Origin of the sequence: Rhizobium ruizarguesonis (assembly GCF_017357285.1) — a bacterium.
Lineage (GTDB): Bacteria > Pseudomonadota > Alphaproteobacteria > Rhizobiales > Rhizobiaceae > Rhizobium > Rhizobium ruizarguesonis.
In genome coordinates this window covers 786,512-806,685 of sequence record NZ_CP071678.1, presented here as the reverse complement: position 1 = coordinate 806,685, position 20,174 = coordinate 786,512, and the positions used below count along the sequence as shown (strand labels likewise).

Sequence of the window (20,174 nt, the reverse complement as noted above, 5' to 3'; positions counted from 1 at the left end):
TAGAAGCGGGGCAATGGTCACGCAATCCTCCTCCCCCAATTGTCTATAATTATTATGTAGATTTAGCCTTACCCCGATACCGTTGTCGAGAACTCGGGATCGCCGCGGATCGTGTTGCTCACCGTGCAGATCTCGTCTTCCGCGGCATGGGCTATATTCCGGCGGGTTTCCTCGTCAATATCGCCCTTGATCGAGAAGGCAATATTGAACTTCGCAACGCGCGAAAGCCCTTCCGCCGCCTTCTCGCCGGTGACGTCGGCGGTGATTTCGCTGATCTTGTCGAGGACGCCCATCTGGCTGGCGGCAATGCGGGCGCTGAGCACCAGACAGGCCGAGAGCGAGGAATAGAGCAGATCGAGTGGATTGAAGCCCGGCTGCGACGGCGTGGTGACGATATCGATCTCGCCTCCGGTGGCGGAGGTGACATGCGGAAAACCGGTGCGGCCGAGAACGGCGGTGGCGCCGGTTGGACGGGGACGAGCCTTGAGATCGGCCATGATGAAATCCTCCAACGAATATCCTTGAAATAGTGTTCTCCGCCTCCGGCGGCAATGGCGCTGCCGCCATCGGTTTCGGAACCTTTCCACCCGTCATCGGTTGAATACATCTGAACGAAATCAGCGACAAAGGTGAGTTGCAATGCGCAATGTCCGCAGCATGGATCACCAGGGCCGGCGGATGGATGCTCGCGATCGACTGATCGTTGCGCTCTATGCGCAGCTGAAGGCCGAGCGGGCAACGCGCGAAACGCTGGAATGGGCCATCCGAAACGGCGCGGTCTCACAGGACGTGCTGGAAGCCATCGCTGCCGATCCGGTTCCTGTCGTCACCAGCGAGGATATCGCATCGTTGGAGAAGATCATTGCGCTCGACGAACGGCGCAAACCAAATCGGAAGTAGAACATGATGCCGAAAACCGTGAGCGGTTTTCGGCATCATGTTCACTGTTGAATAAAAGAGGAGATCCGAAATGGCCGATATCACCTATCAGGTCGTGCCGCATGACAATGGTTGGGCCTATAAGCTCGGCGACACACTTTCGGAGACCTATGCGACTGCGGATGAAGCGATTGTCCATGCCAAGGACGCCGCGTCGCGCCAGAAGATCGGAAATGGCGATGCGCTGCTCGCCTATCCCTCACCCGACGGTGGCTGGGAATTCCAACCGCTCGAAACCGACAAGAGCGGCAGCCGGCTCTGATTTGCGACGGAGGATGGAATGGCCGCTCGGGCAAGCTGGAAAGGTCATCTGAAGGTGGGCGACCTTACATGCGCCGTCGGACTCTACACCGCCGTTTCCTTCTCCGACCGCGTCTCCTTCCACATCATCAACCGCAGAACCGGCCACCGGGTGGAACGGCAGTTCGTCGACAGCGAGACCGGCAAACCGGTCGAGCGGGACGACCAGGTCAAGGGCTACCGGATGGAGAATGGCGACTACATCGTCATCGAGGGCGACGAGATCGCCGAAATCATGCCGGAAAGCGACAAGGTCCTTGATGTGAAGGCCTTCATTGCCAGCGACGATATCGACAAGCTTTATTTCGACCGCCCTTACTACCTCGCACCCCTGGACGAGCATGACGAAGAGGCGCTGTCGCTGATCGCCAGGGGCATGCGTGACGGCAAGGTCGCGGCGCTGGCCGAAGCCGTGCTTTTCCGGCGCAACCGAACGCTGCTGATCCGCCCTCATGACGACTACATCGTCGCGACGATGCTGAATTTCGACTAGGAGGTGCGCTCGGCCGACACCGTCTTCAAGGACATTCCAGACATCAAGTTCGACAAGGAGATGCTCGAACTCGCAGGCCTTATCCTGGAGACCAAGCGTGGCAGCTTCGAACCGAGCGAATACGAAGATCGCTACGAGGCTGCCCTTGTCGAACTGGTGAAGGCGAAGATCGAGGGCTGGGCACCACCGAAGAAGAAGCAGCCGCCGGAACGCAAGGTCGTCGACCTGATGGAAGCGCTGCGTCAGAGCGCGAAGATGGGTGGCAAGGCCCCAACAAAGAAGGCCCTGGCGAAGAAGATGGCGCCGGCGCGCAGCGACAGCCACAGCAAGAAGGCAAGCTGATATGGCCTCGACCCCTGGCGGGCGATAGGCAATCTCAGGCGCACCCGACCTCGCGCGAATGCATCGGTTTGTCGCGCCGGCGAAGCCGCTGGACCTGAAGCGCGTCAAAGTGGATTCCCGCGGTGCGTCTTAAGTCTTTGATTTATGTATGTCGTTTCCCCAAAACTGCTGGCCGTTTTTTCATTGGCGCGACTTCTGGCCGCCTTCCGCGGCCAGGCTCTTTTTCAGCGCATCCATGATATTGATGACATTGCCCGTCGATTTCACCGGTGCGGATTTTTTCGCGGGCGCGGCCTTCTTCAGGCTCTTCTGCTTGCCGCGGATCATCGACTTCAGGCGTTTCTGGATCGGGTCCTGCACCATGGTGGGGCTCCAATCCATTGTCTCTTCCTTCACAAGTTGCGTCATCAGCGTCAGCAGCTTGCTGTCGATCTCGGTCTTATCGTCGAGTTCGGCCACGGGTTCACGCACCTCGTCGCCGTAGCGCAGGGTCCAGAGAACGATGCCTTTGCCTTGCGGCTCCAGCAGCACGGCACGCTCACGACGATAAAGGACAAGCCGGGCGATGCCGACGACATCATTCGCCTTCATCGCCTCGCGGATGACGCAGAAGGCTTCCAGCCCGACCTTGTCCTCGGGCACCAGAAAATGCGGTTTGTCGTACCAGATCCAATCGATCGAGCCGCGCTGCACGAAACTGTCGATCTCGATGGTGCGGGTGCTTTCGAGCCCGACTTCCTCGATCTCCTCATCTTCGAGAAGAACATAGTCGTCCTCGCCGCGCGGATAGCCCTTCACCTGGTCCCGCTCGGCCACCGGTTTATGGGTGACGCTGTCGACATAGCGGCTTTCGATGCGGTTCTTCGTCTGGCGATTGAGGACATGGAAACGGACCTTGTTGCTTTCGGTCGTCGCCGGCGTCAGCGAGACGGCGGCAGTGACGAGCGAGAGCTTGAGATAACCTTTCCAGAATGTCTGACGTGCCATGTCTGTCCTGTCTCCCGGACACGGTGAGGCATGGCAATCAACGGGCGGGTTCGGCCTTTGGTTCCGGCAATTGAAGACTTCGTTGATCAGATGCGGTCAGTAATCTCCATTTCATGGATCGGCTGCCAACGGGGCCGAGCATTGCGGGCGGAGAGGCCAGAGCCACTCTTTCCTTGCCACCGCCATTTTCCTCTTCAATAATGAAAGCCCCAAGACGTCAGGATATCGGTAATCTGAATGTTGCGACTTTTCGCCAACCTCGTCATCGTCCTCGCATGCAATTTCTTTCTCATCGTCGGCAATGCTGGCCCGTCCTTCGCACAGGAATGCCCCGACCCTGCAAAAGTGTCGAATGCCTCGGCCCAACAAAAACAGGCAAGCAAGCGATATGATCGCGCTCTTCCCAGCTATCGCGACAAATCAGCCCGATACAATCTGGCTCTTGTCGGCGATTCGCTCATCGAGCTCTGGCAGCCCTGGATCAAGGACAGCTTTCCCACGCGCCCAGTGATGAACCTCGGGGTCGCTGGGGATACCACGCAAAATGCATTGTACCGCCTCGATGGTCTAAACCTTCCGGATTTCCATCCCGCCGATGTCGTCGTGCTTATCGGCACGAACAATCTGGGTGCGAAAACTGCGCCATGCGCCGTGGCAGCTGGTGTCGTCGCTGTTGTCAGCAAGGTTCGCGCTCTTTGGCCAGGCGCCCATATTTATGCGTTGTCCATACCGCCTCGGGGCAAGCGCTATGCCTTTTACGAGGATGTACGAATTCCGGCCAACCAGCTTGTAGCATCGTCATTGGCTGAAATGCCGGGTGTCACGTTTGTTCAAATGAACGATGATATGTTGCGGTGCGGTAAGCCAAGCGATAAAGAATGTTCCAACTACAAGCCTGACCATCTTCATTTTAATGAAGGGGCATACAAGCTGATCACGAGCTTCCTCGCCGCAGCGGGTCTACAGCTTTGATTTTTGCCGCTCAGGTGGTTACCAAAACGTAAGGCGGAATGTCATGAGCACCTCATTTGACAGCTACCAACCGATTGGCCTGCAAAGACATAGACCCAGAGCTCGCGCGCAATATCGCATTCGGCGTGAAACCTTCGTGCGGATCGTCCTCTCGGCGATATTTTATATTTCCCTCTGGCGAGCGACCGGCATGTGGTATGGGCTGCCGGCCGACTTCCAGGAGGGCGTCGGCAAAGACCCCATGCCGATGCGACTGTTGCTGATGTCGCTCGTTCCACTCATTGGCCTCTACTGCATCCTGGAGCCCAGGCGAATCTTTGAATTGATTCGCAGCGCCTCGCCGCTGGTCGGCATAGTTTGCTTATGCGTCTTTCTCTCGATTGCTTTTTCCGTCAGCGTCGGAGCCTCGCTTCGGGCCCTCGTTGCGGTCGCATTGCTGACAGCTGGACCCATTCTTTACCGGGCCCGTTACGGAGCCGTTGACACATTTGAAAGCCTGGCGAAATTTGCGATTGCAACGGCTTTCATCAATATTCTTTACACCGCAGCCTTTCCACGGTTCGCCGTGATGAGAGGCAGTTATGCCGGGATGGTGAAAGGGGCATTTTACCACAAAAACATGCTCGGCCAGTTTTCGGCAACAAACTTCATCTTGCTGCTGCCGGCCCTGCCGATGTGGCGTCTGCGCTACTATGATCTCCTGCGATGGGCGGCAATGCTGCTCTACCTCGTGCTCATCGTGCTGGCGAAATCATCGACGGCGATCATCCTGCTTTCGATCGGAATAGCCGTATTCTACGGAATGAGCTGGATTCAGCGCTTTCCAGGCCGCATCTTCAGATCCTTCGTCGTTCTTCTTGCATTCGCCCTGCTGGGCTTTGTCGTCTCCGTCGCGTTGATGGGTGTGGCACAGGCGATTGCCGAGTCATTCGGGAAAGACCTAACGCTCAGCGGACGTACGAATGTCTGGGAACAGTTGCTGCCGCTGATCTACGAGCGGCCGCTTTCAGGCTGGGGATTTGCCTTGTTCCGACAGCCCGACATCATGGAGCAATATGTTCGCCTTACGTGGGACGCTCAATCCACCCACAACACCTATATCGAACTTGCGCTGAATATGGGCATACCCGCGACCATCATCTGGACGTCGTTCGTCGTGGTGCGGCTCGTGGCGAAGATGACCTCGTCGCCTCTCAATCAGGCGCTCGCCATCACCAAGAGGAAGGAGGTTGTCATTATCCTCCTGATCTTGATCGGCGCATTCACCGAAGCCGGAATGATGCTCGCCCCCTTCATCTTATGGCCCCATACCGTGATCGCGCTTACGAGCCTTGGCCCGGAGTTCCTGTCCCGCTTCCGCAAACCGACCCAGGCAGGCGCGCAACATGCATCAGGCTAAAAAGATGACTTCAAATAATCGTAGACTGGTTGGCCTCGATGGGATTCGTGGCCTGGCGGCTATTTGTGTGGCAGTGCATCATACCGAAGGGTTTGTCGGATTTGATGCAGCACCTGCTGCATACCTCGCCGTCGACCTGTTTTTTTGTCTCAGCGGCTTCGTGATCGGCCACGCCTATGAGAAGAAACTCATTCAAGAGTCTTCGCTCTCCGCCAATGATTTCGCCATCAAGCGTCTCATCCGCTTATATCCCCTCTATCTGCTCGGTTTGTTGCTCGGCGTACTCGCATATGCAGGCATGTCGCTCAGCAGAAATCAGCAAATGGATCCCATGCTATTTGCCACCTCGTTGATTGCCTCGATGTTCTTCATGCCGGCGATCGGTGGGACGTCGCTGAAGGCGCCGAACCTGTTCCCCTTCAACGGTCCGTCATGGTCGCTATTCCTGGAGATCGTGATCAACCTCGCCTACGGCTATGCGGCGAGAATGCTGTCCAGCGGCGTGCTCGCCATCATCCTGCTGGCGTCATGGGTTTGGCTGGCGGCGCAAACGCTGGCCCATGGAAGCGCCGACCTGATCCCGCTCGACGGCGCTTTGCTCTCCGGATTTCCCCGCGTTCTCTTTTCCTTCACCCTCGGCATCTTGATGTACCGCTACCGTGAGCGGCTTTCCCCTTCAGGCATCGGAAAAGCAGCCGCAGTGGCAGTCATCGTCGTCGCGACTGCTCTTCTCGTCTTCCAGGCGCCAGCCGCCTTGGTTGGCATAAAGGACCTGATTGTCATCACTGCTTTATTTCCTCTCGCCGTGCTTGTCCTTTACACAGCCAACTTCGATGGCGTGCTGCGACAGCCGCTTCTTATTGCGGGAGAGGCATCTTACGCGCTCTATGCAATTCACGTTCCGCTGCTGGGCTTGCTGTTGGGAGCCTGGAAGGCCGCTGGCCTGGGACAACCGCCGGCCTGGGCGATCTTTGCCATCGTTCTTCCACTGATCGTCCTATTGGCCATTATCGTCACCCGCCTCTACGATGAGCCGGTTCGCAAAGCGCTCAGTGCAGGTAAGGCCATGAAGCTTGGCTGGCGTCGATCCTGATTTTGACGCGACCGCTAAAGCATGTCGCAAACTTTCAGATTCGCTCCTCGCGCTTTACATGTCGTTGTCGCAAAACCGCTGCAGAGTTTTGCGCGACATGCTTAAATCGAGAGATAGCGCTTCTGCCAAGGCAGCCTGTGTTCCTGCCATGCGCGCGGCGTGAAGTCGTCATAGGCAGTCTCAGCGATCGCCAGCATCCAGTTCTGCGCCTTGCGGGCCAGCAAGACGCATGACAATTCCATGCCAGGCTCAACCGCAATGGAAGGCCGATTGGCGCCTGGGATATCGATCCCCTTATCACGCCACTGGATGCGGATTTCGTCGGGCTCGGATGTCCACTCTCCGGAGGAAACGGAAGCCTTGCCGTCAGGCTTCAAGCGAAGCGGCGGCGGGGTGACGTTCAGAAAGCTGCCATCGTTGCGATAGTTGCCATCGATATCACCCGCAGTCGCTTTGCCGTTTCTCTCGAGAACGATGTCCTGCTCGCACCGCAGGAATATGTTGCGCCGAAAGCTGCCGGACCACCGACGGTTGGCGAAGAACGCGATGTCGCATTGGCTAATGACGTTATCGTGGATATCGACGTCTTTGCGAAATGCCAGCTCCTGATCCGAAAAACCGCTCAGGCTGACGCCACGATTGGTGTTCTCGATCCAGTTGTCATAAACGTGATGCCCGGCGTGGTCGGCCTTGTCGCCGATGCCGTAGCCGAAGGAATAATCATTCATCCTGCCATCGCGCATGATGTTGCTGCGCACCACGGCGTCATCCCCAATCGACGAAAAGGAGAAATTCTTGCCGCCGATGAAATTGTATTCGACCAGGTATTTTCGAGTTTTGTCGCAGACCAGCGCGCCCTTGTTCGATGCGCTCGCCGGCGACTGCAGGAAGAGGTTGCCGCGGATCACGATATCGGAGCTGATATTGTCGTCGCTGTTTTGATAGGCGAACTGGCAGCAGTCTGCTCCCTCGCCCGGTGCCGCGCCGATGCGATTATTCTCCAGCAACACGTGCGTCGTCTTCGTCAGGTAGATGCCGTCGCCGTTCACATTCTCCGTTTCACAGCGCCTGACGGTGAGATTCTTGCCATTGTGAAATTTGAAGCCTCGAGGAGAATTCTTGACGATAACATCTTCGATCACCGTATCGGAAAACACCTGATAGGCGACGCCGACATCGGGCGCACCATCGATGACCTGTCCGCGTGTAGACGCGCCGTGAACTTTCTTTCGCAGGATGGCGGTCATTACATTTCCTTCGATACCGGTGCCGCGGGGAATTAAGCAGAGGGCATGTGGCGGATGTTTGAATATTTGGAAATTCAGCTTGTAAACCGCCCATCTTGCAGAAACGACAGGGTCTCGCTCCACATCGTCTTGTTGACGGGCAAGAAAGTGTGGTTTGCCGGAATGACGATATGCGCCGACGCGCCGTCGAGACGGGTGCTCTCAACCGAGACCTTTCCATCATTCGGAACCCTGATGCCGATGATAAGGGAGGAGACCGGGTCGATGGTCCGATTCCCGGCGATGATGCCAAGTTCATAATCCACCGTGCCGAACAGCTCGGTCATTGCGGTTTGATCGGTAATCAGCTGCTGTCCTGCCGGTCCATAGACCTTCCTGTATAAGGGCCAGTTCTTGAGGAAATCGGCAATCTGACTGCCGTTGTTCGGCGTTCCGACCATCACCACCCTTCCCAGGTTGGCTGGGCGATAGCTCCTGAGAAAAGCGCGGATGATCAGCCCGCCCATCGAATAACCGAAAAAATGGACCCGGCCGTCGCCGGCCTCCTTCGCAGCGCCGTCGATCTCAGGTCGGATGATGTCGATGAGGTCGCTGATCGAAAACTTGGTAGAGGGGTAACCGACGTTCACAACCCGATAACCGTGGCCGGACAGGAAGCCGGCGAGCTTCGCCATGCTTTTCTTCGTCCGGGCAATGCCGTGAAAAAGGAGAATTGTGTCGTTCATCAGTGTCCGCTCAACGTGCTGCTATCGATCGGGTCTATCCTGTAGCTTTCACGGTGAACATTGTCGATCAATGCCGAACGGCCAGACATCCGAACAGTTTCGTTGTGGCGCACACGTGCTCGAAGCTAAGAGCGACACGCCCGTGATCGGTGAGAACGGAATCCAAGCATCCCCTTTCGACGCAGGAGAGGCGCAGGCTAGCCTCCGCCCCGTTGGCGGACGAACAGCCCTCGCAATACATCCAAATACATTGATTGATTGCATTCAATATAGTTAGATTTTTCCGATTTGATGCAGCAAGGCATCTTGACGCAGGGCCCTCCCTCGCATCCATGGCCATGTGACGAGAACCAGAAGAGGCAGAAAGTTCGAAGAACTTCCCCGAAACCCCGCGCGCGAAAGCAGCTCATGCCGAACAAATATTACGTCTCCCTGCGCTAATTGACGACCAATTGAATGCATCCGTTTTGAGCTTTCATGCATTCGCTTTTTGCATTCGATCGCCCAGAAAATTAGCTTTAAAACTTTAATCCTGACTATTGATCGCATAGTTGAATGCATTATTGGTGTATTTGACTGCTATTTATGCATAATCAATGTGGCATGGCGCTTGCAATTGGATGGATGCTCCCCGGATGGGGATCGGATTTCAATCAAGGAGCCATCCATGCCCGCAGTGACCAAGCCAGCCAATCAAAAAGGCGACTTTCTTGTCGATTACGAGGACAAGGTTTTCGAAGACGTACAGGCCGGCGAAGGCGAAAAAGCCCTCGTCACCTTCCATACCGTGGCCTTCGAAGGATCGATCGGATTCGTCAACCTGCTGCAGGCGACACGCCTGAAGCGGAAAGGTTTCGAAACCTCGATCCTTCTCTACGGCCCGGGCGTGACGCTCGGCGTCCAGCGCGGTTTTCCGACGCTCGGTGCGGAGGCCTTTCCCGGCCATCTGAATTTCAACAACCAGATCGTCAAGTTCATGGAAGAAGGCGGCAAGGTCTATGCCTGCCGTTTTGCCCTTCAGGCGCTTTACGGCCATGGCGAAGGCGCGCTGATCGCCGGCATCACGCCGATCAGTCCGCTCGACGTTCTCGACCTGATCCTGATCCATCGCCGCGACGGCGCCTTCATCCTGGATACCTGGACGCTCTAACCACCAGGCGCGCTCCGAAGAATAAGAGGCGGAGCCTTGGCGCTCCGCCTCATGCCCCGTTAATCGAGGATTCGTCATGGAGAAAAAACCGAGCGTCCGGGTTGCCGCCGCGCAGATCGCGCCGGATCTGACCTCACGCGAGAAAACACTGGCCCGCGTGCTGGATGCAATTCGTGAAGCGGCAGCCAAAGGCGCCGAACTGATCGTCTTTCCCGAAACCTTCGTCCCCTGGTACCCCTATTTTTCTTTCGTGCTGCCGCCTGTTCTCTCCGGCAAGGAGCACGTGCGACTTTACGAGGAAGCCGTCACGGTGCCGAGCGCTGCCACCGATGCCGTCTCGGCAGCCGCCCGCGAGCATGGCATCGTCGTGGCGCTCGGCGTCAACGAGCGTGACCACGGATCGCTCTACAATGCCCAGCTGCTGTTTGATGCCGATGGCACGCTCATCCTCAAGCGTCGCAAGATCACCCCGACCTTTCACGAGCGGATGATCTGGGGCCAGGGCGACGCCTCCGGCCTGAAGGTGGTCGACAGCGCCGTCGGACGCCTTGGGGCGCTGGCCTGCTGGGAGCATTACAATCCTCTGGCACGCTACGCCCTGATGGCGCAGCACGAGGACATCCATATCGCCCAGTTTCCAGGCTCGATGGTCGGGCCGATTTTTGCCGACCAGATGGAAGTCACCATCCGCCACCATGCGCTGGAAAGCGGTTGCTTCGTGGTCAATGCCACCGGCTGGCTGACCGACGGGCAGATCGCCTCCATCACGTCCGACGCCGGCCTGCAGAAGGCCCTGCGCGGCGGCTGCATGACCGCGATCATCTCACCCGAAGGCAAACACGTCGTGCCGCCGCTGACAGAAGGCGAAGGCATCCTGATCGCCGATGTCGACATGAGCCTGATCGTCAAACGCAAGCGGATGATGGATTCGGTCGGCCATTATGCCCGACCCGAGCTGCTGCATCTTGTCATGGACAGCCGCACCACGGCGCCGATGGTCACCACCAACCAGCCGTCCCTCCCCACAGCCGAAGCAAGGACCCTTTCCGATGGAGAATACGACACGTCTGCCGACCGAGGTTCTGATCAACGAATTGCAGTCCTACGGAGCCCGGCTCGTTGACCCCAAGGCCGGACATGAAAGCCGCCGCGGTGGTGCCGGACCTTCCGACCACAAGGCGCTGACCATTGACGGCATGACGGTGATGGTGCCGGTCCACACCGCACCTGCGTTCGAGAGCCCCTATCTGGTGGAAAAGCCGGACGAGATGGGTCGCAGCCGTATCAGCCGGGATGGCACGGTGCTGGGCGAAGTCTCCTTCCCCTTGCGCCCGCGCTTTTACGAGCGCTCGACCGCCGACGGCATTCCCTATTCGCAGATCGCCGTTCTGCACGGCAAGGACGTGCTGGCCACGACCGTGCTGCAGACCTGCATCCGCTATCAGAGCCGCACCAAGACCTGTCAGTTCTGCGCCATCGGCCAATCGCTGGCCGCCGGCCGCACCATCGCCCACAAGACGCCAGAGCAGATCGCGGAAGTCGCCAAGGCCGCCGTCGAACTGGACGGCGTCAAACATATGGTGATGACCACCGGCACGCCGAAGGGCGACGACCGCGGTGCTGCGATCCTCGCCGACAGCGCCCGCGCCATCAAGGCGGCCGTCAATATTCCCATCCAGGCGCAATGTGAGCCGCCGGAAGACGATCTATGGTTCACCCGCATGAAAGAGGCCGGCGTCGATGCACTCGGCATGCATCTGGAAGCCGTGACGCCGGAGGTGCGTGCCCGCATCATGCCGGGCAAAGCGCAGGTCTCGATCGCCAAATACATGGCCTCGTTCAAGGCCGCAGTGGAGATCTTCGGGCGCGGCCAGGTCTCGACCTATATCCTGGCGGGGCTTGGCGACAGCCGTGAAGCCATTCTGGACATCTGCGAAAAGCTGGTTGCGCTCGGCGTCTATCCCTTCGTCGTGCCCTTCGTGCCGATCTCCGGCACGCCGCTCGAAAGCCATCCGGCGCCGAGGCCCGACTTCATGCACTCGATCCTCGGCCCCTTGTCCAGGATGCTGGTCGCCAGCGGCTTGAAGGCCGTCGACATCAAGGCTGGCTGCGGCAAATGCGGCGCCTGCTCCGCCCTTTCCACCTATGAAAGGATGCTCACCAAATGATGCTCGAAACCTTTGCTCCCTATCGCTCGAGCGAATTCCAGGTGAAGTTCGCGACCTCCGCCTGGGAACGCAGCCAAGCGCATGCGCTGCGCCGTACCGTCTTCTGCGAGGAACAGCAGATCTTCGAGGGCGATGACCGCGACGCGATCGACGATCACGCCATCCCGATCGTGGCGCTCTCCATGCTCGGCATTGCCGCCGATCAGCTGGTCGGAACGGTGCGCATCCATCAGGCCGAACCCGGTCTCTGGTGGGGCTCGCGACTGGCGGTCCATCAGGATTTCCGCAAGATCGGCGCCCTGGGGGCGACCCTGATCAAACTCGCCGTGTCCTCCGCCAACGCGATCGGATGCCACACGTTCCTCGCCAATGTGCAGGTTCAGAACGGTCTGCTGTTCCGCAGGCTGCACTGGGATGTGATCGAGGAGTTCGAGGTCTATGGAAAGCCGCATCTCAGGATGAAGGCCGATCTTGCCTATTATCCGCCTTGCGCCACACCCGAGGCAGGCTTCACCGCCCTTTCCAGAAAGGCGGCGTGAGGATGGCCGCGATCGACATCAAGGCCCTGGCGGCAAAACTCTCGACAAGCAGCGGCATCGCCGCCAAGCAGGATATCGGCGCGATCGCGGCAAGGCTCGGCCTGCAGGGGCAGCAGATTGCCGTCGGCGACGATTGCGCCGCGCTGCCCGACGGCGACGGTTATCTGCTCTTTGCCATCGAAGGCTTCATGAACGAGTTCGTCGCCGCCGACCCCTGGTTCGCCGGCTGGTGCGGCGTCATGGTCAATATCTCTGACGTCGTTGCCATGGGCGGCCGGCCGATCGCCGTGGTCGATGCCGTCTGGGCTAATGGCGAGGCTGGCGCGACACCCGTTCTCGAAGGTATGCGGGCGGCATCCAGCGCCTTTGGCGTGCCGATCGTCGGCGGGCACACCAATATCCGCAGCGAACGCGGCCAATTGTCGGTCGCCATTCTCGGTCGTGCCAAGACGCTGCTGACGAGCTTCGATGCAAAGCCGGGCGATGTGCTGGTTGCAGCCATCGACCATCGCGGCCGTTACCGCGAACCCTTCAACAACTGGGAAGCGGCCACCGATGCCGCGCCGGCGCGCCTGCGCGGCGACCTCAAATTGCTGCCCGAGATCGCCGAGGCCGGGCTAGCACTGTCTGCGAAGGATATCAGCCAGGGCGGCATCGTCGGCACGGCCATCATGCTGGCCGAATGCTCGCATGTCGGCATCGACATCGACGTCACCGCCATTCCCCTGCCCGCCGGTGTCAGCCTCGATCGCTGGCTCGTCACCTTTCCGAGCTTCGGCTATCTGCTCTCGGTCGCGCCGGAAGATGTGGCCGATGTCGTCACCCGCTTCACCGCGCGCGGCATCAGCGCTGCGGTCATCGGCGCGGTCGTGGCCGGCGCCGAAGTCGCGCTGGTCGACGGCGAGCGCCGTGCAGTGGTGCGCAATCATGCCGAAACACCACTGCTGCAGCTCGGCCGACAGGATGTCGCCGCATGAGCCTCCCGCCGCACCGAACGCTACGCATTGCCATGCTGACCCATTCCACCAATCCGCGTGGCGGCGTGGTTCATGCCATGCAGCTTTCGGAAGCACTGACCTCGCTTGGCCATGAGGTGGTCCTGCACGCGCCGGATGCCAAGGGGACGGGTTTCTTTCGTCAACCCTCCTGCGGCGCGGCCTGCATTGCCGTGCCGCCGGCACCCGCCGACATGACGCAAATGGTCGAGCAGCGGATTGCAGACTATGTCGACTATTTCCGGAGAACGGGAACCGATGGCTTCGACCTCTTTCACGCCCATGACGGCATTTCCGGCAATGCGCTGGCGACGCTCAAGCTGGAAGGCCTGATCCCGAATTTTGCCCGCACTGTCCACCACATCGACCAGTTCGCCGATCCGCGCCTGATGGCTTTGCAGGATCGCGCGATCGATGCGGCCGATATCTTCTTCGCCGTCAGCCGCCTCTGGCAGGACAGGCTGAGAGACGAGCGCGGCATCGAGGCGACAGTGGTCGGCAATGGCGTCGACGCCAACCGCTTCTCGCCGGCCTGGAGCGGGGAGCAGGTCGCTCTGCGCGACAGGCTGCAGCTGGGAAGCGGGCCGATCTTCCTCAGTGTCGGCGGCATCGAGGCGCGAAAGAACACCCTTGGTATTCTCGAAGCCTTTCGTCAGGTCCGCGCCATCCGGCCGGATGCCCAGCTTGTCATTGCCGGCGGCGCCTCCCTCCTGGACCATGGCGACTATCAGGAGGAGTTCCGTTCGTGCCTCGCCTGCCTCGGTCGGGACGCCGCGGCGGTGCACATCACCGGTGCGATCGCGGATGCCGACATGCCGAGCCTCTACCGGTTGGCGGATGCGCTGGTGTTTCCCTCGCTAAAGGAAGGCTTCGGCCTCGTCGTTCTGGAAGCCATGGCCAGCGGCATTCCGGTCGTGACATCCTCGATTGCGCCCTTCACCGAATATCTGGGTCCGGGCGATGCGATCTGGTGCGATCCGCATCACCCGGTCTCGATTGCCGAAGGCATGGCGCTGGCGCTGGTCGCACCGATCCGCGAGCAGATCATTCCCCGCGGTCTCGCGGTTGCCGCCCGCCATGGCTGGCAGCAAACCGCAACAGCCCATCTTGCCCGCTATCACACGCTGCTGGAGCCCGACCATGCCTGAAATGCGCTTTGTCATAACCTGGCCCGATGGCCAGGAAGAGAGCTGTTATTCCCCCTCGCTGATCATCCGTGAGTTTTTCACCGAGGGTGAAAGTTATTCGGTCGCCGATTTCGTCGATCGCAGCCGCAGGGCGCTTACCATCGCCAGCGATCGCGTGGAGGCGAAGTTTGGTTTTGCCTGTTCATCCGCAAACGACCAACTCGCCCGAATTGAAAGCGCCGCTGTCGCCTTCCTGCATGACGCAGATGCCCGCGTCCACTGCAAAACCTTCATCCTCTGAAAGGACTAGTCCATGCCCCAGAACCTGAAGCAGCATTACAGCACCGCCGTCATCGGTGGTGGCCAGGCCGGCCTGTCCGCCAGTCATTACCTGAAGAGGCACGGCGTCGACCATGTGGTCTTCGAGAAGAAGACCGTTGCGCATAAATGGAAGAACGAACGCTGGGACGCCTTCTGCCTGGTGACGCCGAACTGGCAGTGCCAGCTCCCCGATCATCCCTATGACGGCACGGATCCGCACGGTTTTATGGTCAAGGACGAGATCCTTGCCTATGTAGACCGCTTCGTGAAGAAGGTCGATGCTCCGATCTTCGAGCAAACCGGCGTGACGTCGCTCGAAAAGCATGGCGGCCTCTTCCGGCTCGAAACCTCGGCTGGCGCGGTGACCGCCGATGCCGTGGTGATCGCCACCAGCCTCTATGCGGATCCGGCCATTCCGCGTGCGGCCGAGCGCCTGCCCGAGGACATCACGCAGATCCACACCGCCGCCTACCGCAATGCCGATCAACTGCCGGACGGCGGCGTCATCGTGGTCGGCTCCGGCCAGTCCGGCTGCCAGATTGCAGAGGATCTGCATCTTGCCGGCCGCAAGGTGCATCTCGTGACCGGCAATGCGCCACGTTGCGCCCGGTTCTATCGCGGCCGCGATGTGGTCGACTGGCTTTCCGATATCGGCCAGTACGACATCACTGTCGAACATGATGGCATGACGAAGAAGAAGCACGACACCAACCATTACCTGACAGGACGCGACGGCGGACGCGATATCGATCTGCGCAAGTTCGCGCTGGAGGGCATGGCGCTGTATGGCCGCATGTCCGGCATCGCCGCCGGCCGGATGCTGTTCGAGCCGAACCTGAAGGCCAATCTCGACGGCGCCGACCGTGTCTATAACGGCATCAATGCCCTGATTGACCGGCATATCGCCGAAAAGGGCATCGATGCCCCGGCCGCATCCCCCTATGTCCCTATCTGGGAGCCTGAGGCTGAGATTGCAGAACTCGACCTGAAGGCGGAGGGGATCACCTCGGTCATCTGGGCCACGGGATTCAGCCCGGATTGGTCCTTCGTCGGACTGCCGATCTTCGACGGCAACGCCTATCCCGTTCATCGCCGCGGCGTCACTGCCGTCGATGGCGTCTACGTGCTGGGACTTCCCTGGCTCTGGACCTGGGGCTCGGGCCGGTTCCTCAGCGTCGGCAGGGATGCCGAACATGTGGTCGGGCATCTTGCGGCTCGACGTTCGGCACAGACATCGTCTCTCAAGCAATCGGTCAGCGCCTGATCATGAGCGCGGCCCTTCTCGATTTTCCGCCCGCAGGACCTTCGGCACGCGACTTGATGGAACGTGCCCTTGATCCGCATATGCTTCTCGGCATGCCGCATCTGAATGGAAACGGGCTGTCCGAGACCTGGCTGATGAAGGAACTCGGCCACCGTCACTGGCTGATGCTTGCGTGTCATCTCAGGCTCGACAATGCTGATTTCAGAACGGCCGATGGAGAGGAGGCCTATGCCGCGATCTGTGCAACGTCACTGACGGATGCACGTTTCGACGTCGTGCAGGCGAACGACATTTTGACCATCCACTCGAGACTGTCCGCAGTCTCGCGAACCCGGACGTCGACCCGGCACGAGTTGTCCATCCACGGACGAAGCGTCGGCGCGGTCGAACTCATCTCAACCTTCGTTCACAGAACGATCAAAGACAACAATCACTCGATCGCCCGTGTGACGTTGCCTGAGCCGCAGGGAGAGCGGTTCCAGCCCAGCCGCCTGGCTGAGAAGGCTGCAGACATCCGGAATGGGCGGTCAGCAACGCATTTCGGGTTTCAGGTCCCCGCCAACAAAGCGCTCAGAGCCTTTCAGTTCGATCCCAGCGCCTCGCAGGAGTTCAACGGCGCAGGCCTGTTTTACTTTGCCGAGTATCAGGCATTGGCCGATCGCGCCTTGGAAACTTGGTTTCCCCGCAAGGGGCCAGCCGTCCGAAAAGACGTTTTCTTCCTCGGAAATATCGAACGAAATGAAAGCGTCTTCTTCGACCTTATTGATTTTTCTGACGAGCAAAAAACTGTCCATGGGCAGCTACGACGCGAAAATGGGAAAGTGATCGCCAAAATATTCGGCACCTGGAAAAGTCTTTGCTGAGCCTGCACGGGAGTGCACCAGCGGCGCGCTTGATGCGGCGTCCCGCTAGTGATCTAGTGGATGATGAAATGAAGGTGAACTTCAGCAGCCCGTCTCATGAATGTTCGACCGCTCCTGTGCTAGCGTCCTATGCGCGTCTGAAAAGACGCGCGGCGCTGTAGAGAAAGAAATGCGAGCACGTGACGACCAGCATCCGACATATCGCTAAACTTGCAGGAACATCGGTCTCTTCGGTCTCGCGCGTGCTCAACAACAGCGGTTACGCCTCGACTGAGCTCAGGGAGCGGGTCGAGGCGGCTATCCGAACGCTGAACTACACGCCCAGCAAGGGTGCCCGTATGCTGCGCGGTGCACCAAGCCGGATGATCGGACTGATGCTGCCGTCGATTGAAGTGCCTTTCTTCGGCATCCTGGCCCATGCGATCGAACAGGAATTGTTTCAGCACGGCTATCAGACGCTGATCTGCAGCACGGCGGAAAATATGGACCATGAGGTGCGCTACATCTCGATGCTGCTCGCCCAGCGCGTCGACGGCGTCATCGTGGCAAGCGCCTTCGGCAGCATCGAGCATTTCGGGGTGCTGCGGGACGCCGGCATTCCGATCATCGCCATTGACCGCGAGCTGAGCGGCATCGCTGACGACGCTGTCATGGCCGATCACGAGGAAGGCGGACGGCTGATGGCACGCCATCTGATCGATCTCGGCCACCGGGCAATCGCCATCGTCGGTGCGCCGGCTCACAGCCAGCCTATCCAGCTTCGCCTTCAGGGCATCACTGCGGAAATGGTGAAAGATGGCATCGCGCCTGCCGTCGTGGCGATGGCGGAAGAGCACAGCTTTGCAGAGACCTACCGGCTGGCGCGAGAATTGCTGGCGTCTCGACCTGAGGTCACCGCGATCATCGGCACGACCGACGTTTCGGCGATTGCCGCAATCCATGCCATCCAGGATCGCGGATTTTCCGTTCCGGGCGACTATTCGGTCGTGGGCTTCGACGATCTGCCGGAGGCTGCCTACGTCTTTCCACGGTTGACAACGGTCGCGCAGCCGATCCGCGATGTCGGACAGCAAGCAGCACGGCTGCTGGAAGCGCTGATCGAGGAGCACCAAACAGGAGACGAATCTCGGCAAGGTGCGATCGTAAAAGTGCCGGTCACCCTGATCGAGCGCGATTCCACCGGCCCCGTCCGCAACTGAGTTGGACCCCGAAGCTAGGGCCGGACGATGACCTTGATCTCGCCTGGCAATGGCGCGTTGCCCACCACGTCGGCGACCTCCTCGAGACCGATGGTTTTGGTGACCAATGCATCCAGCTCCAACGCCCCGCTCGCGACCATTGCCGCAGCCCGCGAATGGGTGAAGGGGTTGAGGTAGGCCGGCCTGATATCGACTTCGTTTACCAGCAGATCGAAGGGCAGAACCGGCACCTCGACACCCGCCGGTGTGACCCCGAAAAGCACGAAGGTACCACCGCGCCGCGCCATTTTCAGACCGGTTTGAAGCGTGTCGCTGACGCCGGCGCACTCGATGACCACGTCGGTCCCGCCTTTGGTGACCTCTCGAACGGAAGCGATTGTATCCGAAGAGATCGGGTCGAAGGCGTGGGTGGCTCCCAGGCGCAGAGCGGTTTGGCGCCTGGATTGCTGCCGCGTAATTAAAATGATCTCGCCTGCCCCAGCCAGGCGAGCCAGTTGCACCATGAGCAGACCGATCACGCCCCCGCCGAGGATCGCGACGCTGTCGCCCGGACGGATCCTTGCCTTGTCGATGGCGTGGATACAGCAGGCCAGCGGTTCACTGAAGGCGCCGTGAACGGGATCGAGGCCGGCCGCCAGGACGAAGGCCTGGGCCTGCGGCACCGCCACATATTCGGCAAAGCCGCCATCCCGTGTCACGCCGATGGCAGTCAAGCTCTCGCACAAATTCGGCCGCGCCTGCGTGCAAGCCCGACAGGTGCCGCAGGAGATATTCGGGTCGACCGTCACCAACTCACCGCCGGTAAACCGTGTCACCCCATCGCCGATCCCTTCGACGATGCCGGAGAATTCGTGGCCCAGCGTCACGGGGATCGCTGTCGGATATTCGCCCTTGTACATGTGGCGATCGGAACCGCAGATGCCGGCCGCCGCAACCCGGACCAGCAGCTCGCCCGGCCCGGCAACCGGTTTCTCAACGCTGCGCATGGTCAAAGACCCGATCGACTCCAAGCGTACAGCCTTCATTTCACTCCTCCAGACATCAAGTTCGATTGCCTCTTCGTGCTGATGAAGCCGTATGCTGGATGACATCCGCCCCGCGGCATCAACCATTCCGGGCACGGCTCAAGCGCTCAGCTCATGACATTGCCGCCATCGACATTGTAGCACTGCGCCACGATGTATGCTGCATCAGGCCCGGCCAGGAAGGCGGCCATGGCAGCTTGTTCGTGGGCGGCGCCGAATCGTCCGGCGGGAACGGCGGCGGCCACGCGGCGCTTGACGTCACCGGGTTTCAAACCTTCCCGGCTGCCGAGCTTTGCATCGACGACGTCCCACATCGGCGTATCGACGACGCCGGGAGCGATGGCGTTGACGTTGATGCCATAACGGATCAGCTCCAGAGCGCAGCTTTGCGTGATGCTGATGACGGCCGCCTTGGACGCACAGTAAGCCACGGCCGGTCCTTCGCCCCGACGCCCGGCCTGGGATGAGAAGTTGATGATGCGTCCACCCTCCCCTCTCTCCACCATGTGCCGGGCAACGGCCTGCGTCATGAAGATCAGGCCTTCGATGTTGACCTGAAATACCCTCGCGGTCCGCTCCCGGGATATTTCCAGAATGGACTCGACCTCGTAAATGCCTGCGGCATTGACCAGGATGTCGATCTTGCCGGCGGTTGATATAGTGAAGCGCGCAGCTTCTTCGATGCTGTCCTGGCTGGTCACGTCAAGCGCTACACCCCAGGCATGAGGGCCGATCGCTTCGGCCACCCGTGCGCATCGTTCACTGTCGAGGTCCGCCACGACAACCCTCGCGCCTTCGGCGGCAAAACGTTCGCATACCGCCTTGCCGATGCCGCTCGCTCCCCCCGTGACCAATGCCACCTTACCGGAGAGCCGCGCCGTTTCCGCATATGTCATTGCATTGCCTCCCCGGTCGCGCCTAAATTGGCAAAGGCGCCGTGCGCGGCTGCCATAACGAATAGCTTCATGTTTGCTCCTCCCCTTTTGACTGAACGATAATCGGAGCCGCCCTCCTGAGCGACGCCAA

The 20,174-nt window shown here is 59.7% G+C and carries 21 protein-coding genes and 1 pseudogene; 16 read left to right on the top strand and 6 right to left on the bottom strand.

What is annotated here, in order from left to right; all coding sequences use genetic code 11:
- Positions 1-68: 68 nt before the first annotated feature.
- Positions 69-497 (bottom strand): OsmC family protein, encoded by a 429-nt coding sequence (locus J3P73_RS03935; protein WP_018486365.1) that lies wholly within the window; start codon positions 495-497, stop codon positions 69-71.
- A gap of 142 nt (positions 498-639) precedes the next feature.
- Between J3P73_RS03935 and J3P73_RS03930 the strand changes: the two genes are divergently transcribed.
- From J3P73_RS03930 to ku (J3P73_RS03920), 3 genes and pseudogenes are all read left to right on the top strand, one after another.
- Positions 640-900, top strand: a complete 261-nt coding sequence (locus tag J3P73_RS03930) for a hypothetical protein (protein WP_018072534.1) — start codon at positions 640-642, stop codon at positions 898-900.
- Positions 901-970: 70 nt separating this feature from the next.
- On the top strand, positions 971-1,201 hold the full coding sequence (locus J3P73_RS03925; RefSeq protein WP_018072533.1) for a DUF2188 domain-containing protein: 231 nt from the start codon (positions 971-973) through the stop codon (positions 1,199-1,201).
- Positions 1,202-1,219: 18 nt separating this feature from the next.
- Positions 1,220-2,074: pseudogene (gene ku / locus J3P73_RS03920) on the top strand (non-homologous end joining protein Ku).
- A gap of 180 nt (positions 2,075-2,254) precedes the next feature.
- Here ku (J3P73_RS03920) and ku (J3P73_RS03915) read toward each other — a convergent pair.
- Positions 2,255-3,061, bottom strand: a complete 807-nt coding sequence (ku, locus tag J3P73_RS03915; protein ID WP_207579776.1) for a non-homologous end joining protein Ku — start codon at positions 3,059-3,061, stop codon at positions 2,255-2,257.
- A gap of 237 nt (positions 3,062-3,298) precedes the next feature.
- Here ku (J3P73_RS03915) and J3P73_RS03910 point away from each other — a divergent pair, with 237 nt between their 5' ends.
- From J3P73_RS03910 to J3P73_RS03900, 3 genes are all read left to right on the top strand, one after another.
- Positions 3,299-4,033: a GDSL-type esterase/lipase family protein gene (locus tag J3P73_RS03910; RefSeq protein ID WP_130660923.1), complete on the top strand. Its 735-nt coding sequence runs from the start codon at positions 3,299-3,301 to the stop codon at positions 4,031-4,033.
- Positions 4,034-4,076: 43 nt separating this feature from the next.
- A complete protein-coding gene (locus J3P73_RS03905; RefSeq protein WP_018072529.1) occupies positions 4,077-5,432 on the top strand; it encodes an O-antigen ligase family protein in 1,356 nt (451 codons plus the stop codon).
- A gap of 67 nt (positions 5,433-5,499) precedes the next feature.
- Entirely contained in the window at positions 5,500-6,525 is a 1,026-nt protein-coding gene (locus tag J3P73_RS03900) for an acyltransferase family protein (protein WP_018072528.1), read from the top strand.
- A 101-nt stretch (positions 6,526-6,626) separates the two neighbouring features.
- Here the strand turns inward: J3P73_RS03900 and J3P73_RS03895 are convergent, their stop codons facing one another.
- Both J3P73_RS03895 and J3P73_RS03890 read right to left on the bottom strand, forming a co-directional pair.
- Complete coding sequence (locus J3P73_RS03895; protein WP_130654600.1) at positions 6,627-7,772, bottom strand: right-handed parallel beta-helix repeat-containing protein; 1,146 nt, start codon at positions 7,770-7,772, stop codon at positions 6,627-6,629.
- A 74-nt stretch (positions 7,773-7,846) separates the two neighbouring features.
- The gene (locus J3P73_RS03890; RefSeq protein ID WP_130690819.1) at positions 7,847-8,497 is read right to left on the bottom strand and encodes an esterase/lipase family protein; all 651 of its coding nucleotides are present in this window, start codon (positions 8,495-8,497) and stop codon (positions 7,847-7,849) included.
- Positions 8,498-9,164: 667 nt separating this feature from the next.
- Between J3P73_RS03890 and J3P73_RS03885 the strand changes: the two genes are divergently transcribed.
- From J3P73_RS03885 to J3P73_RS03840, 10 genes are all read left to right on the top strand, one after another.
- Positions 9,165-9,647 (top strand): MSMEG_0572/Sll0783 family nitrogen starvation response protein, encoded by a 483-nt coding sequence (locus tag J3P73_RS03885; RefSeq protein WP_130690817.1) that lies wholly within the window; start codon positions 9,165-9,167, stop codon positions 9,645-9,647.
- Between the two features lie 76 nt (positions 9,648-9,723).
- The gene (locus J3P73_RS03880; RefSeq protein ID WP_207579775.1) at positions 9,724-10,770 is read left to right on the top strand and encodes a Nit6803 family nitrilase; all 1,047 of its coding nucleotides are present in this window, start codon (positions 9,724-9,726) and stop codon (positions 10,768-10,770) included.
- Positions 10,697-11,815, top strand: a complete 1,119-nt coding sequence (locus J3P73_RS03875) for an MSMEG_0568 family radical SAM protein (RefSeq protein WP_130690813.1) — start codon at positions 10,697-10,699, stop codon at positions 11,813-11,815. Before J3P73_RS03880 ends, J3P73_RS03875 begins: the two co-directional genes overlap by 74 nt.
- Positions 11,812-12,354, top strand: a complete 543-nt coding sequence (locus tag J3P73_RS03870; RefSeq protein WP_018072521.1) for an MSMEG_0567/Sll0786 family nitrogen starvation N-acetyltransferase — start codon at positions 11,812-11,814, stop codon at positions 12,352-12,354. The genes J3P73_RS03875 and J3P73_RS03870 overlap by 4 nt, the downstream gene beginning before the upstream one ends.
- Positions 12,355-12,356: 2 nt before the next feature.
- Positions 12,357-13,331, top strand: a complete 975-nt coding sequence (locus J3P73_RS03865) for a sll0787 family AIR synthase-like protein (protein WP_018072520.1) — start codon at positions 12,357-12,359, stop codon at positions 13,329-13,331.
- The gene (locus J3P73_RS03860) at positions 13,328-14,497 is read left to right on the top strand and encodes an MSMEG_0565 family glycosyltransferase (RefSeq protein WP_018072519.1); all 1,170 of its coding nucleotides are present in this window, start codon (positions 13,328-13,330) and stop codon (positions 14,495-14,497) included. The genes J3P73_RS03865 and J3P73_RS03860 overlap by 4 nt, the downstream gene beginning before the upstream one ends.
- Entirely contained in the window at positions 14,490-14,777 is a 288-nt protein-coding gene (locus J3P73_RS03855; protein WP_011650432.1) for an MSMEG_0570 family nitrogen starvation response protein, read from the top strand. The genes J3P73_RS03860 and J3P73_RS03855 overlap by 8 nt, the downstream gene beginning before the upstream one ends.
- Before the next feature lie 12 nt (positions 14,778-14,789).
- Complete coding sequence (locus J3P73_RS03850) at positions 14,790-16,061, top strand: MSMEG_0569 family flavin-dependent oxidoreductase (protein WP_130654592.1); 1,272 nt, start codon at positions 14,790-14,792, stop codon at positions 16,059-16,061.
- A gap of 2 nt (positions 16,062-16,063) precedes the next feature.
- Complete coding sequence (locus tag J3P73_RS03845) at positions 16,064-16,924, top strand: Pnap_2097 family protein (RefSeq protein WP_130719651.1); 861 nt, start codon at positions 16,064-16,066, stop codon at positions 16,922-16,924.
- A 179-nt stretch (positions 16,925-17,103) separates the two neighbouring features.
- Entirely contained in the window at positions 17,104-18,123 is a 1,020-nt protein-coding gene (locus J3P73_RS03840; protein WP_207579774.1) for a LacI family DNA-binding transcriptional regulator, read from the top strand.
- Positions 18,124-18,137: 14 nt separating this feature from the next.
- Here the strand turns inward: J3P73_RS03840 and J3P73_RS03835 are convergent, their stop codons facing one another.
- Positions 18,138-19,148: a zinc-dependent alcohol dehydrogenase family protein gene (locus J3P73_RS03835; RefSeq protein ID WP_207579994.1), complete on the bottom strand. Its 1,011-nt coding sequence runs from the start codon at positions 19,146-19,148 to the stop codon at positions 18,138-18,140.
- 107 nt (positions 19,149-19,255) lie between these two features.
- Positions 19,256-20,044: an L-iditol 2-dehydrogenase gene (locus J3P73_RS03830; RefSeq protein WP_130654589.1), complete on the bottom strand. Its 789-nt coding sequence runs from the start codon at positions 20,042-20,044 to the stop codon at positions 19,256-19,258.
- Positions 20,045-20,174: the final 130 nt, after the last annotated feature.

Excerpts from the sequence above, each read along its gene's own strand:
- J3P73_RS03935 (WP_018486365.1), bottom strand. The coding sequence starts at position 497 with ATGGCCGATCTCAAGGCTCGTCCCCGTCCAACCGGCGCCACCGCCGTT.
- J3P73_RS03930 (WP_018072534.1), top strand. The coding sequence starts at position 640 with ATGCGCAATGTCCGCAGCATGGATCACCAGGGCCGGCGGATGGATGCT.
- J3P73_RS03925 (WP_018072533.1), top strand. The coding sequence starts at position 971 with ATGGCCGATATCACCTATCAGGTCGTGCCGCATGACAATGGTTGGGCC.
- ku (WP_207579776.1), bottom strand. The coding sequence starts at position 3,061 with ATGGCACGTCAGACATTCTGGAAAGGTTATCTCAAGCTCTCGCTCGTC.
- J3P73_RS03910 (WP_130660923.1), top strand. The coding sequence starts at position 3,299 with ATGTTGCGACTTTTCGCCAACCTCGTCATCGTCCTCGCATGCAATTTC.
- J3P73_RS03905 (WP_018072529.1), top strand. The coding sequence starts at position 4,077 with ATGAGCACCTCATTTGACAGCTACCAACCGATTGGCCTGCAAAGACAT.
- J3P73_RS03895 (WP_130654600.1), bottom strand. The coding sequence starts at position 7,772 with ATGACCGCCATCCTGCGAAAGAAAGTTCACGGCGCGTCTACACGCGGA.
- J3P73_RS03890 (WP_130690819.1), bottom strand. The coding sequence starts at position 8,497 with ATGAACGACACAATTCTCCTTTTTCACGGCATTGCCCGGACGAAGAAA.
- J3P73_RS03885 (WP_130690817.1), top strand. The coding sequence starts at position 9,165 with ATGCCCGCAGTGACCAAGCCAGCCAATCAAAAAGGCGACTTTCTTGTC.
- J3P73_RS03880 (WP_207579775.1), top strand. The coding sequence starts at position 9,724 with ATGGAGAAAAAACCGAGCGTCCGGGTTGCCGCCGCGCAGATCGCGCCG.
- J3P73_RS03875 (WP_130690813.1), top strand. The coding sequence starts at position 10,697 with ATGGAGAATACGACACGTCTGCCGACCGAGGTTCTGATCAACGAATTG.
- J3P73_RS03870 (WP_018072521.1), top strand. The coding sequence starts at position 11,812 with ATGATGCTCGAAACCTTTGCTCCCTATCGCTCGAGCGAATTCCAGGTG.
- J3P73_RS03865 (WP_018072520.1), top strand. The coding sequence starts at position 12,357 with ATGGCCGCGATCGACATCAAGGCCCTGGCGGCAAAACTCTCGACAAGC.
- J3P73_RS03860 (WP_018072519.1), top strand. The coding sequence starts at position 13,328 with ATGAGCCTCCCGCCGCACCGAACGCTACGCATTGCCATGCTGACCCAT.
- J3P73_RS03855 (WP_011650432.1), top strand. The coding sequence starts at position 14,490 with ATGCCTGAAATGCGCTTTGTCATAACCTGGCCCGATGGCCAGGAAGAG.
- J3P73_RS03850 (WP_130654592.1), top strand. The coding sequence starts at position 14,790 with ATGCCCCAGAACCTGAAGCAGCATTACAGCACCGCCGTCATCGGTGGT.
- J3P73_RS03845 (WP_130719651.1), top strand. The coding sequence starts at position 16,064 with ATGAGCGCGGCCCTTCTCGATTTTCCGCCCGCAGGACCTTCGGCACGC.
- J3P73_RS03835 (WP_207579994.1), bottom strand. The coding sequence starts at position 19,148 with ATGAAGGCTGTACGCTTGGAGTCGATCGGGTCTTTGACCATGCGCAGC.
- J3P73_RS03830 (WP_130654589.1), bottom strand. The coding sequence starts at position 20,044 with ATGACATATGCGGAAACGGCGCGGCTCTCCGGTAAGGTGGCATTGGTC.